Genomic DNA, 14937 nt, shown 5'->3' with positions numbered 1-14937 from the left:
GATAACGTGAAAAAATGGATATGGATGTCTATTGCGATCACACTTTTCATCATCACAAGTGCTGCATGCTCAAATGCGAATGAAGCCTCAAATCAAAAGGGAAAGGTTGAGCTGTTGAATGTGTCATACGATCCTACCCGTGAATTGTATCAGGAATACAATCAAGCCTTTCAGACTTATTGGAAAGAAAAAACCGGTGAAGATGTGACAATACAGCAGTCTCATGGAGGGTCAGGTAAGCAGGGGAGATCGATTATTGATGGACTCGAAGCAGACGTGGCTACACTTGCTCTTGGGTACGACATTGATGCCATTGCAGATCGAGGGCTACTTTCAAAGGATTGGCAAAAAGAATTTCCGAATCAGTCCACACCTTACACGTCTACGATTGTGTTTCTTGTGAAGAAAGGGAACCCCAAAAATATTAAAGACTGGGATGACTTGCTTCAGCCAGGTGTATCTATCATCACACCAAATCCAAAAACGTCAGGCGGTGCAAGATGGAATTATTTAGCCGCATGGGCATATGCCGATAAAACCTTTCATGGGGATGAAGAAAAAACGAAGGATTTTGTGAAAAAGTTATATGAGCATGTTGAGGTACTCGATTCAGGTGCTCGTGGCGCCACAACAACTTTTGTCGAGCGCGGTCTTGGTGACGTGTTAATTGCTTGGGAAAATGAAGCCTATTTAACACTGCATGAATTAGGCAAAGACAAATTTGAGATTGTCAGTCCCTCCATTAGTATTTTAGCAGAGCCGCCCGTTGCCGTTGTCGACCAAAATGTGAAACGAAAAGGAACAGAGAAAGTGGCAAAGGCTTATTTAGATTATTTGTATTCTAAAAAAGGACAGGAAATTGCGGCGAAAAACTATTATCGACCAAGAAATCAAGAAGTGCTAAACAAATATAAAGATCAATTTAAAGAAATTGATATGGTGACCATTGATCAGGCATTTGGCGGATGGCGAAAGGCGCAGAAAAGATTTTTTGATGATGGCGGATTATTTGATCAAATATATAGCGGACAAAAATAGGGGGCGACGTGATGAAGAAAGGCTATGCTGCCGCCAATAAAAGAAAACGTGTATTGCCTGGATTCGGGCTGAGTCTCGGAGTGACACTTGTTTATGTCAGTGCGATTGTCGTGATTCCTTTATCTATGGTATTTATTTGGACGGCTTCATTAGGAGCAGAAGGAATTTGGAATGTCTTTAGTGATGCGCGGGTGCTAAAGTCGCTGCAGCTTACGGTTACGACTTCTTTTGCAGCTGCACTCATCAATGCAGGTTTCGGTGTACTGATCGCATGGGTTCTCACGCGGTACTCGTTTCCAGGAAAGAACATCCTGGATGCCCTCATCGATTTGCCGTTTGCTCTTCCAACGGCAGTGGCTGGCATCGCTTTGACGACTCTTTATTCTCCGAATGGGTGGATTGGGCAATTTTTGCATGTGAAGGTGGCTTACACCCCGCTCGGGATTATTTTGGCACTGATTTTTATTGGCATTCCATTTGTCATAAGAACGGTTCAACCGGTCATTGAGGGGCTTGAGCAGGAAGTGGAAGAGGCTGCAGCCATACTTGGTGCTACAAGAAAACAGACCTTTTTTCATGTACTGCTGCCTGCCTTGTTTCCAGCGGTAATGACTGGATTTTCTCTTGCATTTGCAAGAGCACTCGGTGAATATGGCTCCGTTGTGTTTATAGCGGGAAATATTCCGTTTAAAACAGAGATTACACCACTGATGATCATGTCTAAGCTTGAGCAGTATGATTATCAAGGTGCCGCAGCCATTGCTTGTTTCATGCTGCTCTTATCATTTGTCATTTTGTTATTGATTCACGGATTGCAGTGGTTTGTCGAGCGGAAAAAACAAGTGGAAGTGAGGTGAGACGATTGGAAAGGGAGCTTCTTAAAGAGCACCGCATCAAGTACAGGAGTCCTGTGACGGAATCAAAAGCGGTGAAGAGTATGTTGATTGGTGTGGTGTATGCTTTTTTGATTTTGTTTTTACTCATGCCGTTGATTGCTGTGTTTTCAAAGGCTTTTGAGAAAGGATGGAGTTCTTATCTTCTTGCCATCTCACATCCAGACACGCTTGCGGCAATTAAATTGACTGTTTTCATTGTGATGATCACATTGCCGCTTCAAATGATTTTTGGGGTCAGTGCTGCTTGGCTCATCACAAAATTTCATTTCCCGGGAAAACGTTTGTTAACGACTGTCATTGATCTTCCGTTTGCGGTGTCACCTGTCATTGCAGGACTTGTATTTGTACTTTTATTTGGTTCAAATGGATTTTTAGGACCGTGGCTTTTAGCAAATGGATGGAAAGTGATTTACTCTGTACCGGGGATGATTCTTGCGACCATCTTTGTGACATTTCCTTTTGTTGCGAGAGAGTTAATTCCGTTTATGCAAAATGAAGGCATTCATGAGGAAGAAGCATCGCTTACGCTTGGTGCCAGTGGGTGGAAGACCTTTTTCCTTGTGACACTTCCAAATATAAAATGGGCCCTTTTTTACGGCGCCATTTTAGCAGGGGCTAGGGCAATTGGTGAATTTGGTGCAGTGTCGGTTGTATCTGGTCATATACGCGGAATGACGAATACGATGCCGCTTCATATAGAAATTCTATACAACGAGTATCAATTCCAAGCGGCTTTTGCTGTGGCCTCTCTCATGGCGTTTGTAGCGGTCATTACATTAATCATCAAGCAGATCATTCAGCAGAGAGATCACAGGCTTGGCAAGCGTTCAAAATAAATGGAGGGATCAGCCTTGGGGATTACAGCGAAACAAATATCAAAGCAATTTGGGCAGACGAAGGTTTTGCAAAACGTGGATTTGACGATCGGAAATGGGGAATTAATATCCTTACTAGGACCATCTGGATCAGGTAAGACGACTTTATTAAGAATTATTGCAGGGCTTGATGATGCGAATACAGGGCAGATCTTATTTGGAGAACAAGATTATACTCACATTCCAGTGCGAAAACGGCAAATTGGTTTTGTCTTTCAGCAATATGCGCTTTTTCGAAATATGACGGTATTTGATAATGTGGCTTATGGATTGAAGATGAAACCTAGAGGAGAAAGGCTGCCTAAAAAAGACATCAAAGAGCGGGTGCATGAGCTGCTGAAAGTTGTTCAATTAACGCAGTATGAACACCGTTATCCAGAGCAGCTGTCAGGTGGACAAAAGCAACGTGTAGCACTCGCACGTGCTCTAGCCGTTAAACCGAAAGCTCTTCTCTTAGATGAACCTTTTGGTGCACTAGATTCAAAGGTGAGAAAAGAATTAAGACATTGGCTGAAAAAAGTTCATCAAGAATTTCAAATGACGACAATCTTTGTGACGCATGATCAAGAAGAAGCGTTTGATATCGCTGATCGTGTTGTAGTGATGAATGAGGGCAGAATCGAAAAAATCGGCACAAAAAAAGAAATGACAGAGCAGACAGACAACCTTTTTGTAGCTGAATTTTTAGATATAGGAAGCCATATTTAACAAGAAGTTGATGTGATGTAATGAAAGAGATGCGGCAAAAAGCTGCATCTTTTTTTATAAAAATTTTCCTAGGAACATTGACTTATAATTTCGAATATTATAATATCTTTACAAAGGTAACAGTATTGAACATTTTATAAAACATCTATTTGTAAGCGCTTCACAAAAGGTTCTATTTTAAAATGTTCATTCTTTTTGTTACATGTGTTCATATTTAAACCAAATGAAAGGGGTGGTTGTTTGAACAGCTTGTTTGAGTTAGATCAACAGCTGATTGAGCTGCAATACGAAGCATCTTCAAGTGAGGAGGTGACTGCCTATTTAGCAGAAAGGTTAGAAACTGGAGGATATATTAAATCGAGCTTTTTACCAGCAGTGCTTGAAAGAGAAAAAACATATCCGACCGGTCTTCCTCTTGCGACCTTTGGGGTGGCCATTCCCCATACAGATCCTGAACATGTAAACAAACCGGCGATCAGTGTAGCGACATTAAAGGAACCTGTTATTTTTCATAAGATGGGAAGCCCTCATGAGACAGTTCAAGCCAAAATTGTGTTCGTTCTGGCAATCTCTGAACCTAGTAAGCAGCTCGTGATGTTAGAGAAACTGATGACGCTTTTCAGAAAAGAAGAAGTAATGACAAGTTTATCTCAGATGACATCGTATGAAGAAGCCGTTGATGTACTTCAAAAAGAATTAAACCAATAGTTATTCACGACATAATGTAAGCGCTTTATTTAAAATCAGGAGGTGGATGTATGATCAAGCAAGCCGTCGATTTCATCTTAGACTTAGGGCCAACAATTATGCTCCCAATTATTATGACGTTATTCGGTATGATTTTAAGGCAAGGATTTAAAAAATCCTTCCGTGCAGGTATTACGATCGGAATTGGATTTGTCGGGGTCAATCTTGTCATTAATTTACTCGTAAGCGGTCTTGGACCAGCAGCCAAAGCCATGGTCAATTCTCTTGGATTAAAGCTTGATATTTTAGATGTCGGCTGGCCGATTGGAGCCGCTATTTCATTTGGTACACCTGTTGCCCCTTTAATGATTCCTCTTGTGCTCTTGTTAAATGTTATTTTGCTGTCTGTTAACTTTACGAAAACATTGAATGTGGATATTTGGAATTTCTGGCATTTGATTTTCGCTGCTTCTGTTACTTACTACGCTTATCATAATATGTTCTTAGCCCTTGCCGTTGGTTTAATCGTTTCTGCGATTACACTAAAACTCGCCGATTGGACGGCACCGACGATTGAACACCATTTCGGATTAAAAGGCGTATCGATGGCTCATGCTGAAACGGTCAACTTCGCTCCGCTGATGTATGCGTCAAACCGCGTGATTGATAAAATCCCTGGTTTAAACAAAATTCATGCGGATCCAGAAACTTTGAAAAAACGTTTTGGCATCTTTGGTGAACCGCTTGTGATGGGTCTTATACTTGGTATCATTATTGGTCTTCTTGGTGGCTATGATGCAAAAGGTGTCATGACCCTTGGAATTCAAATGGCTGCAGTGCTTGTGTTAATGCCAAGAATGGTTGCTTTATTAATGGAAGGACTTATTCCAATCTCTGAGGGTGCTCGTTCTTATATTCAAAAGCGTTTCCCTGGAAAAAATGTCTATATTGGTTTGGATACAGCGATTGTCATTGGTCATCCAGCGAATATGGCTGTAGCCCTTTTGATGGTGCCAATCACCATTTTGCTCGCTGTCGTTCTTCCCTACAATGGTATGCTGCCGTTTGCAGACTTATCGGTTCTGCCATTTACAGTGGTATGGGCAGTAGCTGCCGCTCGTGGGAATATTATTCGCGGCCTCATTAACAGTATTTTTACTTTAATGATTGTTTTCTTCATTGCAACGAACCTTGCACCACTCGCCACAACAATGGGGAAAGCAGTTGGTTTCGACTTCCCAGAAGGGGCAAATATGATCTCTGGTATTGATCTTGGTTCACACGTCATTCCTTGGATCATGGTGAGACTTCTTGATCCGAGCAACCCTTACTTCATTGCAGCGATTGTCTGTGCACTGGCATATGCGCTTCTTTGGTACTGGGTGCGAAATGATATTAAAAAGCAGTATGCAAAAGAAATGGGCTTAGATCAGAAAGATCAATAAATGAGCTGGAGGGATTCTCATGGCAAAAAAAATATTAGTATCTTGTGGAACGGCAGTTGCTACGTCAACGGTTGTAGCAAAAAAGGTAGAAGAGACATTAAAGGAAAAAGGATACGATGTCATCGTTGAACAGTGTAAGGCATCTGAGGTTCCGCAGAAAGCGGAGGGTGCTGATTTAATTGTGACGACAACGCCTGTTAGTGATACAAAAGGAACGCCTGTGATTCAAACGTTGTCTTTTTTAACGGGATTTGGCATTGAAGAGGATATTGAAAAAATTATCGATCATATTAAGTGAACGATGGTTGCGTGGAGGAGCTGCGAAAGCTCCTTCCATGTCATTTGAAAGGAGGAGCTCTCATGCAGCAGCATGCTTATAGCCGAACGTCTGCCATGTTTTCTATTTTCCTTCCGGCCTTGTTAATATGTGTGTTTTTTCTCTGGTCTCTTTATACGTTGATGTCGGCAGGACCTGAGCCATTAGCTGTGTTAGGTGTCTATACGCTGCCTATCCTTATGCTTTCTAGCATCACTGGCCTGAATCAGCCAACGAATATCATGATTAGTGAAGATGAGCTGAAAATAGGTGCTTTTGGCAGGTGGCACACATATGTCGTGTCCGATATTAAAGGAAAATTGTTTTTAAAACCATATCCTCATATCGGGAAAGTATATGTCAGAGTGGGACCTGCGCGAATATTTGGCGGACGCTACTGGATTTCAAGTGAGATGAGTGAGTACAAGCAGCTCGTTCAATCCTTGCAGAGTCTTGCGACATGTGATGAAAAGGAGGATGCGGCTAAATGAAATCAGCTGTCTTTTATTCTTCAGAGGACATTCGTTACGAGGAGCGGAAGCGGCCAGCCATTGGTGATGATGAAGTATTATTAAAAATGCGTGCCTGCGGGTTATGCGGGACGGATATTTATAAAGCGACACATGAGACGGTACCTCCTGGCACAGTGCTAGGGCATGAAATCGCTGGTGACATTATCGAAACAGGCCGTCACGTCACACATGTTCAAACGGGAGACAGGGTGTATGTAGCGCATCATGTCCCTTGTTTTACTTGTGACTTTTGTCAAAGAGGATTTTATACAATGTGCCCGCAATTTGCAGCCACAAATGTAGAGCCGGGCGGTTTTTCGGAATATATTCGTGTTCCTGCTTTACATGTGAAGCATACAATGGGCAAACTCCCACATGACGTCTCATATGAACAAGGAGCGATGGTCGAACCGGTTGCCTGCTGTCTTCACGGCTTTGAAAGGGCGCCCGTTCATCCTGGAGATTCGGTGTTGATTCTTGGAGCGGGGCAAATTGGCTGCATTCAATTACAGCTTGCCAAATATTATTTGGCTGGAAAAGTGATGATCACAGACGTAAATGAGAACAGGCTCCTTCAAGCAAGAAATCTTGGGGCGGACGTCGCCTTTCATCCAGCATCTGAGCCAGTAGAAAACCGCGTCATGAAAGAAACAGGTGGAAAGGGAGCGGACCTTGTTATTATTTCTGTGGGGAGCAGTGCGCTTTTAAAAGAAGCATTTCAAGCTGTCGCAAGAGGCGGAACGATTTTGGTCTTTGCTCACTTTCCGAAAGGGGATGTCTCCATTCCAGCAGAACGTTTTTTCCATGATGAAGTGAAAGTAGTCGGAGCTTATTCGTCGCATCCATACCATTATCGTGAAGCGCTGGAGCTCTTAAAAGCAAAGGTCGTTCATACAGAAAAAATGGTGACGCATCGATATCCATTAAGTCAGCTTCGTCAGGCGATAGAATGCGCTAGGCATCCAGAAGGTGAAAGCGTCAAAATCATGATGTATCCAGATGAATGAGAATGTACGAGATGGAGAGAAAGAGAAGGTCTTTGGAAAAGGGCTTTGCCTTTCTCTTTTTTTCTGAAAAAAGATGAAAACGCTTAAAAAATAAACGGAAATGCTTGACTTCAATGAGAGTTAAACGTATGATAATTACAAATGTAACACATAAGAACAAATGTAAAGGGGAGAGAAGAAATGCAAAAACAAATCACTTTGCCTGAACAGATTAGTCATGAGAAATTAGCAGATTTATATAAACAAATGTGGTTAGTAAGATATTTTGATGAAAAGGTCGATCAATTCTTTGCTAAAGGATTAATCCATGGAACGACCCATTTATGTGTTGGACAGGAAGCATCGGCTGTTGGATCTATTGCTGTGTTAAAGGATGAAGATAAGATTGTCAGTACACACCGCGGACATGGTCACTGTATTGCAAAAGGTGCAGAGGTCAATAAAATGATGGCTGAACTGTTCGGACGTGAAACAGGTTACTGCAAAGGAAAAGGCGGTTCCATGCATATTGCCGATTTAGAAAAAGGAAACCTTGGGGCAAATGGAATTGTTGGCGGCGGTATTCCACTTGCAACAGGTGCGGCGCTCACGTCCAAGATGAAAAAGGAAGGCTTTGTGGTCCTTTGTTTCTTCGGAGACGGCGCCACAAATGAAGGCAGCTTCCATGAAGCGCTGAATCTTGCTTCCATTTGGGATTTACCTGTTGTGTTTATTTGTGAAAACAACCAATACGGCATGTCTGGTCCTGTGAAAGAAATGATCAACATTGAAGACATCTCAACAAGAGCAGAAAGCTACGGAATGCCAGGGAAAACAGTTGATGGAAATGACATGGTTGAGATCATGAATACAGTAGATGAAGCGGTAAGCCGTGCAAGAGCTGGAGAAGGGCCATCACTCATTGAAATGAAAACGTATCGCTGGAAGGGTCACTCAAAGAGTGATGCGAAAAAATACCGTACACGTGAAGAAGAGACAGAATGGAGACAAAAAGACGGAATTAAACGCTTTAAGTCACTCTTAATGGAGCTAGATGTTCTGACAGAAGAGCAGGCTGCTCGTTTACAAGAAGAAGCGAAGCAAGAGATCGAGGCATCTGTTGAATTTGCGAAAAATAGTAAAGAACCATCAATTGACACACTATTAGAGGATGTATACGCCTAATTAGGAGGGGAATCACGTGACAAACACGACAGTGAGAGAGATTTCATATTTAGAAGCCGTTCGAGAAGCAATGAGTCAGGAAATGAGAAAAAATCAAGATGTCTTCATTTTAGGTGAAGATATCGGCGTATACGGTGGCGCATTTGGTGTCACGCGCGGGATGATCGAGGAATTCGGTCCAGAACGCGTCCGCAATACGCCGATTTCAGAGGCTGCCATCGCAGGAGGCGCAGTCGGAGCGGCTTTGACAGGGATGCGTCCGATTTTAGAACTACAATTCTCTGACTTTATTACAATTGCAATGGATCAGCTTGTAAACCAAGCAGCGAAAACACGTTACATGTTTGGCGGAAAAGGGAAAGTGCCGCTTGTTGTCAGAACACCAGCAGGTTCCGGGACAGGTGCCGCAGCGCAGCACTCCCAAAGCTTAGAAGCGTGGATGGCTCATATTCCTGGACTAAAGGTGGTTCAGCCTTCAACAGCTTATGATGCAAAAGGACTTTTAAAAGCAGCAATGGATGATGACAACCCTGTCATTTTCTATGAACACAAGCTTTTATATAAAACAATTGGTGAAGTACCAGAAGAGCAGTATTCGATTCCTTTAGGGAAAGCGGATGTGAAGAGAAGCGGAAAGGACGTCACAATTGTCGCAACAGCCATTATGGTGCACAAAGCACTCGAAGCAGCGAAGGAACTAGAAGCGGAAGGAATCGATGTCGAGATCATTGATCCGAGAACGCTCGTCCCATTAGATGAAGAAACCATTATTGAATCTGTGAAAAAAACAGGCAAATGTATCGTTGTGCATGAGGCAGTGAAACGAGGCGGCTACGGCGGAGAGATTGCGAGTATGATAGCGGAAAGTGAAGCCTTCGACTATTTAGATGCACCTATTAAACGACTTGGCGGTCTTGCCGTTCCAATACCGTACAACCCAACGCTGGAAAAAGCAGTCATTCCACAAGTACCAGATATTATTGAAGCAGCAAAAGAGCTCGTGCGCTCTTAAGTAAAGGGGAGAAGATCATGCCAAAAGAGATATTTATGCCGAAGCTAAGCAGTACGATGGAGATCGGTACCTTGCTTCAATGGTTTAAAGAAGAAGGAGATTCGGTTGAAATCGGTGAGCCTCTATTTGAGATTATGACAGACAAAATCAATATCGAGGTTGAAGCCTATGATGATGGCGTTTTTCTAAAGAAATATTACGAAGCAGATGATCAGATTCCAGTTAATGCTGTCATTGGATATATCGGAGAGGCTAATGAGCAGGTACCGAGCGAGCCGCCAGCGCAGTCAGATGAAGCGTCTTCTGAAGACAGCGGAACGTCATCACCATCTGAACCATCTGTTTCGACTGAAGTTGAACCAACGGTGGGTGAGAAAGTACGCGCAACACCTGCAGCGAGAAAAACGGCAAAAGATCACCAAGTAGCCATTCACGAAGTATCTGGTACAGGACCAAAAGGCAGAATTCAAAAACGGGATGTCGAAGCGGCCCTTCATACGAACGAGGAAGGCCAGCGCATATCACCACTTGCAGGAAAAGTGGCTGCTCGTGAAGGGATCGACTTAGCGAATGTTGCTGGTTCTGGCGCTCACGGCAAAATCATGAAGAGTGATGTGACAGCAGCAGGCGCACAAAAGGCAGAAGCTGCTCCAGTGAGAACACAAAAACTAGCCGGGATGAGAAAAGTGATCGCAGATCGCATGTCACAAAGTGCCTTTACAGCGCCGCACGTCACATTAACAAGTGAAATTGATATGACAAAAGCAAAAGAAGTGCGCAAACAGCTGCTCCCAGCGATAGAAAAAGAGACAGGCTACAGATTGTCGTTTACAGAAATCATCATCCATGCGGTCAGCAGTGTCCTCACGCGCCATCCGCAAATCAATATGACGTTTGAACAAAATGAGCTCCATTTCCATGAGGATGTGCACATTGGTCTTGCGGTTGCTGTGAAAGACGGCTTAATGGTTCCGGTCATCTCTCATGCAAATCAAAAAGGGCTGAAACAGCTCACAAAAGAAGCAAAAGAAATTGGTCGAAATGCACGCGATCAAAAGCTGCTGCCAGACCAGTTGAAAGGGTCTACATTTACCATTAGTAACTTAGGGATGTATGCCATTGACACGTTTACCCCAATTATTAATCAGCCGGAAGTGGCGATTTTAGGTGTTGGGCGCATTCAAGAAAAACCTGTAGTGATCGATGGAGAAATTCAGGTGCGGCCAATGATGGGCGTCAGCTTATCATTTGATCATCGAGTGGTAGATGGTGCACCAGCAGCAGCCTTTTTAACAGACCTTAAAAAAGTGCTTGAACAACCATTTGAATTGCTAATGTAGGAGATGAATCGGATGACAAAAACGTATGATCTGACAGTCATTGGCGGAGGGCCTGGCGGATACACTGCCGCCCTTCAAGCCGCTGAACGTGGACACAAGGTTGCATTGATTGAAGAGGATTTTCTAGGGGGGACTTGTTTAAATCGAGGCTGTATCCCTTCAAAGACACTGCTCAAACATGCAGAAGTCATTGAATCCATTGAGAAAGCAAAAAGCTGGGGAATCGAAACAGGTGAGATGGTTCTTTCCTTCGATAAAATGAGAAAACGTAAAGATGATGTCATCGAAAAACTCAGAGGCGGAATCGCCTTCTTATTAAAGCAAGGAAAGATTGATGTATATAACGGCAGAGGCACAGCTGTGACAAAAAATCGTATTGACATTGAAAAACAAGATGGGTCAGAAACGATTGAAACAAAAGAGCTGATCATTGCCACTGGCTCATCACCTGCTATTCCGCCTATTCCAGGGCTCAAAGAGATTCAATTTGACACAAGTGATACGATCTTTGACATCCCAGATATTCCTGCATCTGTCGTCATTATTGGCGGGGGTGTAATTGGTCTTGAGCTGGCATGTATCTTCCAGAGTCTCCAATCAAAAGTCACCATTATAGAAGCCGCTCCGTCGATTATTCCGCAGGAAGATGAAGAAGCGTCGAAATTACTAGAAAAAGAATTGAAGAAAAAAGGCATCCATATCGCAAAGAAAACGACGGTGACAGAGGTAACAGAAAGCGAAGGAGTCAAAGCGATTCATGCGACAGACGATAAAGGAGAGACGCACATCTTTACGGCTGAAAGACTGCTAGTTTGCGTCGGAAGAAGACCAAATGTCTCTGCTGTCAGTCAGCTCGATCTTCAGCTGGATGGCCCTTTTATTAAAGTAAACGACGAGATGAAGACAAGTGCTGAAGGTGTATATGCAATTGGAGATGTAGCCGGCGGCTATCAGCTCGCTCATGCGGCGATGGCAGAGGCAGCTGTTGCGATTAGCAATATATGCGGCGAGCATGAAAGAATGAATCACGACATCGTTCCTAGATGTATTTATACATTGCCAGAAGTAGCGAGTGTGGGACTGACAGAGAAAGAGGCAAAAGCCAAAGGGCTAAACGTGCGGGCAGAGCGATTTGATTTAGCTGCAAGCGGAAAAGCGTTGGCAGCAGGTGTTCAAACCGGTTTTATTAAACTCGTGTACGATACCGTATATGGTGAAGTCATTGGCGCTACAATGGTTGGTCCGCATGTAACGGAGATGATATCAGAGGCTTCCTCATTTATGTATTTAGAAGGAACAGCTGAAGAGATGGCCAAAATGATTCATCCGCATCCAACCATCTCAGAAGGCTTTTATGAAGCAGCTCTTGATATTGTAAGTAAGCTGAGAAAATAAATGCCAAACAAGGGATAGGGAGGAGATCCGTGTGCATGTCCAGCTTCATCAGAAAGTGGCACTTGTGACAGATAGCACAGATGGATTTGGAGAAGCCATCTGTCTGGCTTTGGCCCGGGCAGGTGCACATGTTTTCATACACGCTTTTCGTGATGAATCAAAAGCAAAGTCGATAAGCGAAGACATTGAAAAATTAGGCGGCCAATCGACTGTTGTCATCAATCCGCTTGAGACACCGCGTGATGCCACGCTTATGCTAAGACAAGTCATCGATACATGCGGCAAGCTTGATATTTTAGTCAATCAAGCCGAGCAAACAGCAGATGGGGAGATTGATGACGTAAGTCCTGAGATATGGGTCGATGAAGTGGAAAGGTCCGTAAATACAGTCTTTCTTTCTAGTCAAGCCGCAGTGTGGCATATGGTGGATCAGAAGCAAGGCTGCATTATTAATATTTCCTCATCAGGCAGCATAACAGGTGATGGCGGGATCTCACATGCTACATCAAATAGTATGTTGAATGCCATGACAAAAGGGTTAGCGCGCGAATTTAAAGACAAAGGCATCCGGGTATTGGCACTACTTCCGCCGCCTCTCCATTTGCTTCCTGACAAAGAGCAAATCAAGGAGACGGTGGCTCATATGACGGTTTTCTTAAGTACATCGTACGGCGCATTTACAGATGGAGCAGCGATTATGCTTGATGGGGGTGAGAGCGCTGGCTAATCAACAAAAACCAGTTCTCATCGTAGGTGGCGCCCAAGGGATCGGCAAAGAAATTGCTCAGCGTTTTTTAAAAGAAGGGCATCGTGTAGCTGTGTCAGATATAGATGAACAGGGACTTTCGCTTTTAAAACAACAGCATCCTCAGCTGCTGACGTTCCAAGCTGACGTTTCATCGTGGGAAAGTGTTCAGCAAATGGCGTCAGCAGCTGAAAGGGAGCTGGGCGGTATTGGGCATCTTGTCTATTCAGCAGGAATGACGAAATCCCTTCCTTTTTTAGATGTTGATTTTTCACTTTGGAAAAAGACACTGGCTGTGAATCTATATGGTCTTTTCTACTGCATCAAAGCATTAGCACCCTATCTATGTGAGCGGAAAGAAGGCAGCGTCGTCATTATTGGATCAGGATCTGCGATAACAGGCTCTGGCGGCGGCATCCAGTATTACGCGTCAAAAGCCGGGGCATTTGGTCTCATGCGTTCGCTTGTAAAGGAATTGGGTTCCCATCATGTCCGCATCAATGTCATTGCACCGCGCGTCATTGAATCTCAGATGCTTGATAGTCTCTATCCGACTGAGTTTGAGAAAAATCAGCTTCGATCACTTATTCCTATCGGGAGATTAGGAAAACCGGAAGATATTGCTGGAGTCACTTTATTTCTCGCAAGTGACGAGGGAAGCTATTTGCACGGACAGATACTCTTATTAGACGGCGGGAGAACGTATCAGCCTAAATATAGCGAGGGAAAAAGAGCGGAGAGTTGATCGCTCTTTTTGTCATTTTCATAACAATTGTTCCAATTAGAAACGAATGTTTGGTATACTGGTAATCATAGTATATTAAAAGGATGATGTCACATGCTGAATTGGGAAGAAAGACGACAGCTCGTCAAGGTTGCTCATCTTTATTATACAGACGGGTGGACGCAGCAGGAGATTGCAAAAAAGCTCAATGTCTCAAGACCAGTCATTTCAAAGCTCTTACAAAAAGCAAAAGATGTGGGAATCGTTGAAGTGTACATTAAAGACGAAAGTATTCATACAGTGGAACTTGAAAAGCAGCTGGAAACAACTTTTCAATTAACGGATGCTGTCGTTGTCCCAAGTGTCGGGACAATGTCTGAGATGGTCAAACGGGCAGTCGGTCAAGCGGGCGCCTATTATCTTTCTAAAAACATGAAAGGCGCTGAGAAAATCGGTATTTCATGGGGGACCACACTTGCCGAGCTCGTGAAGGAATATCCATTTGAACGAAGAAACGATGTCAAAGTCATTCCTTTAGAGGGCGGAATGGGCAGGCAGGCAGTCGACATTCACGCGAATCAGCTGGCATATGAGCTGGCAAAGAAGATGAATGGTACGTGTTCCTATTTATATGCACCTGCGATTTTAGAAACAGAAGAATTAAAAGAGCGGCTGATGGCGATGCAGGACATAGAAGCTGTGCTTGAAGAAGGCAGAAATGTTGATATTGCCCTGATCGGTATTGGGAATCCGCATAAAGGCTCTACATTGAAAACAGTCGGTTATTTAAAAGAAGAGGATTTGTCTGGTTTAAGGCAATCAGGAGCTGTTGGTGATATTGGTTTTCGTTTCTTTGACGGGGAAGGGAAACCAGTCCAAGATGAGCTGAACCAAAAGGTGATTGGATTATCGTTAGAACAATTAAAGAACGTGAAAAAAGTCATCGCAGTTGTAGAAGGAACCCATAAGGCTGAAAGTATTTTAGGGGCCTTAAACGGCGGCTTTATTCAGGTGCTCGTCACCGATGAATTGACTGCGGCAGCTATTTTAAAGGAAGCGTCTGTCCAATAAAC

General features: G+C 43.5%; 16 protein-coding genes. All 16 read left to right on the top strand.

The window, feature by feature from the left end; all coding sequences use genetic code 11:
* Nucleotides 1-6: 6 nt before the first annotated feature.
* The 16 genes from ASG46_RS14145 to ASG46_RS14070 all read left to right on the top strand — a co-directional run bounded on the left by ASG46_RS14145 (nt 7) and on the right by ASG46_RS14070 (nt 14935).
* On the top strand, nt 7-1038 hold the full coding sequence (locus ASG46_RS14145; protein ID WP_412055251.1) for a sulfate ABC transporter substrate-binding protein: 1032 nt from the start codon (nt 7-9) through the stop codon (nt 1036-1038).
* Between the two features lie 11 nt (nt 1039-1049).
* Nucleotides 1050-1895, top strand: coding sequence for a sulfate ABC transporter permease subunit CysT (gene cysT, locus ASG46_RS14140; RefSeq protein ID WP_019743464.1), 846 nt, complete (start codon nt 1050-1052; stop codon nt 1893-1895).
* Nucleotides 1896-1900: 5 nt separating this feature from the next.
* A complete protein-coding gene (gene cysW, locus ASG46_RS14135; protein ID WP_056704886.1) occupies nt 1901-2770 on the top strand; it encodes a sulfate ABC transporter permease subunit CysW in 870 nt (289 codons plus the stop codon).
* Between the two features lie 15 nt (nt 2771-2785).
* Complete coding sequence (locus ASG46_RS14130) at nt 2786-3517, top strand: sulfate/molybdate ABC transporter ATP-binding protein (RefSeq protein ID WP_017359151.1); 732 nt, start codon at nt 2786-2788, stop codon at nt 3515-3517.
* A gap of 240 nt (nt 3518-3757) precedes the next feature.
* Entirely contained in the window at nt 3758-4225 is a 468-nt protein-coding gene (locus tag ASG46_RS14125) for a PTS sugar transporter subunit IIA (protein WP_017359150.1), read from the top strand.
* Nucleotides 4226-4275: 50 nt separating this feature from the next.
* Nucleotides 4276-5649: a PTS galactitol transporter subunit IIC gene (locus ASG46_RS14120; protein ID WP_007498866.1), complete on the top strand. Its 1374-nt coding sequence runs from the start codon at nt 4276-4278 to the stop codon at nt 5647-5649.
* Nucleotides 5650-5668: 19 nt separating this feature from the next.
* Entirely contained in the window at nt 5669-5947 is a 279-nt protein-coding gene (locus ASG46_RS14115; RefSeq protein WP_008346262.1) for a PTS sugar transporter subunit IIB, read from the top strand.
* 62 nt (nt 5948-6009) lie between these two features.
* Nucleotides 6010-6456 carry a hypothetical protein gene (locus ASG46_RS14110; protein ID WP_056704883.1) on the top strand — a complete coding sequence of 149 codons (447 nt, stop codon included), beginning with the start codon at nt 6010-6012 and terminating at the stop codon, nt 6454-6456.
* Nucleotides 6453-7484 carry an alcohol dehydrogenase catalytic domain-containing protein gene (locus ASG46_RS14105; protein ID WP_056704882.1) on the top strand — a complete coding sequence of 344 codons (1032 nt, stop codon included), beginning with the start codon at nt 6453-6455 and terminating at the stop codon, nt 7482-7484. The genes ASG46_RS14110 and ASG46_RS14105 overlap by 4 nt, the downstream gene beginning before the upstream one ends.
* Nucleotides 7485-7664: 180 nt before the next feature.
* Complete coding sequence (pdhA, locus tag ASG46_RS14100; protein WP_008346257.1) at nt 7665-8648, top strand: pyruvate dehydrogenase (acetyl-transferring) E1 component subunit alpha; 984 nt, start codon at nt 7665-7667, stop codon at nt 8646-8648.
* Between the two features lie 31 nt (nt 8649-8679).
* Nucleotides 8680-9660: an alpha-ketoacid dehydrogenase subunit beta gene (locus tag ASG46_RS14095; protein WP_026050078.1), complete on the top strand. Its 981-nt coding sequence runs from the start codon at nt 8680-8682 to the stop codon at nt 9658-9660.
* Between the two features lie 17 nt (nt 9661-9677).
* A complete protein-coding gene (locus ASG46_RS14090; RefSeq protein ID WP_056704880.1) occupies nt 9678-11000 on the top strand; it encodes a dihydrolipoamide acetyltransferase family protein in 1323 nt (440 codons plus the stop codon).
* 12 nt (nt 11001-11012) lie between these two features.
* Nucleotides 11013-12395, top strand: a complete 1383-nt coding sequence (lpdA, locus tag ASG46_RS14085; protein ID WP_056704878.1) for a dihydrolipoyl dehydrogenase — start codon at nt 11013-11015, stop codon at nt 12393-12395.
* Between the two features lie 31 nt (nt 12396-12426).
* Entirely contained in the window at nt 12427-13122 is a 696-nt protein-coding gene (locus ASG46_RS14080; protein ID WP_046526584.1) for an SDR family NAD(P)-dependent oxidoreductase, read from the top strand.
* Nucleotides 13100-13885 carry an SDR family NAD(P)-dependent oxidoreductase gene (locus tag ASG46_RS14075; protein ID WP_056704875.1) on the top strand — a complete coding sequence of 262 codons (786 nt, stop codon included), beginning with the start codon at nt 13100-13102 and terminating at the stop codon, nt 13883-13885. Before ASG46_RS14080 ends, ASG46_RS14075 begins: the two co-directional genes overlap by 23 nt.
* Before the next feature lie 93 nt (nt 13886-13978).
* Nucleotides 13979-14935 carry a sugar-binding transcriptional regulator gene (locus ASG46_RS14070; RefSeq protein WP_017359143.1) on the top strand — a complete coding sequence of 319 codons (957 nt, stop codon included), beginning with the start codon at nt 13979-13981 and terminating at the stop codon, nt 14933-14935.
* The last annotated feature ends 2 nt before the right edge of the window (nt 14936-14937 follow it).

It is taken from the genome of Bacillus sp. Leaf49, assembly GCF_001426125.1.
GTDB lineage: Bacteria > Bacillota > Bacilli > Bacillales > Bacillaceae > Bacillus > Bacillus altitudinis.
Note: the sequence above shows the minus strand (reverse complement) of the source record. Positions and strands in the feature narration are given on the sequence as shown.

Bases quoted from the DNA above. Each gene is read 5' to 3' on its own strand.
- pdhA (WP_008346257.1), top strand. From the start codon at position 7,665: ATGCAAAAACAAATCACTTTGCCTGAACAGATTAGTCATGAGAAATTA.
- ASG46_RS14115 (WP_008346262.1), top strand. From the start codon at position 5,669: ATGGCAAAAAAAATATTAGTATCTTGTGGAACGGCAGTTGCTACGTCA.
- ASG46_RS14075 (WP_056704875.1), top strand. From the start codon at position 13,100: ATGGGGGTGAGAGCGCTGGCTAATCAACAAAAACCAGTTCTCATCGTA.
- ASG46_RS14120 (WP_007498866.1), top strand. From the start codon at position 4,276: ATGATCAAGCAAGCCGTCGATTTCATCTTAGACTTAGGGCCAACAATT.
- ASG46_RS14110 (WP_056704883.1), top strand. From the start codon at position 6,010: ATGCAGCAGCATGCTTATAGCCGAACGTCTGCCATGTTTTCTATTTTC.
- ASG46_RS14090 (WP_056704880.1), top strand. From the start codon at position 9,678: ATGCCAAAAGAGATATTTATGCCGAAGCTAAGCAGTACGATGGAGATC.
- cysT (WP_019743464.1), top strand. From the start codon at position 1,050: ATGAAGAAAGGCTATGCTGCCGCCAATAAAAGAAAACGTGTATTGCCT.
- lpdA (WP_056704878.1), top strand. From the start codon at position 11,013: ATGACAAAAACGTATGATCTGACAGTCATTGGCGGAGGGCCTGGCGGA.
- ASG46_RS14105 (WP_056704882.1), top strand. From the start codon at position 6,453: ATGAAATCAGCTGTCTTTTATTCTTCAGAGGACATTCGTTACGAGGAG.
- ASG46_RS14070 (WP_017359143.1), top strand. From the start codon at position 13,979: ATGCTGAATTGGGAAGAAAGACGACAGCTCGTCAAGGTTGCTCATCTT.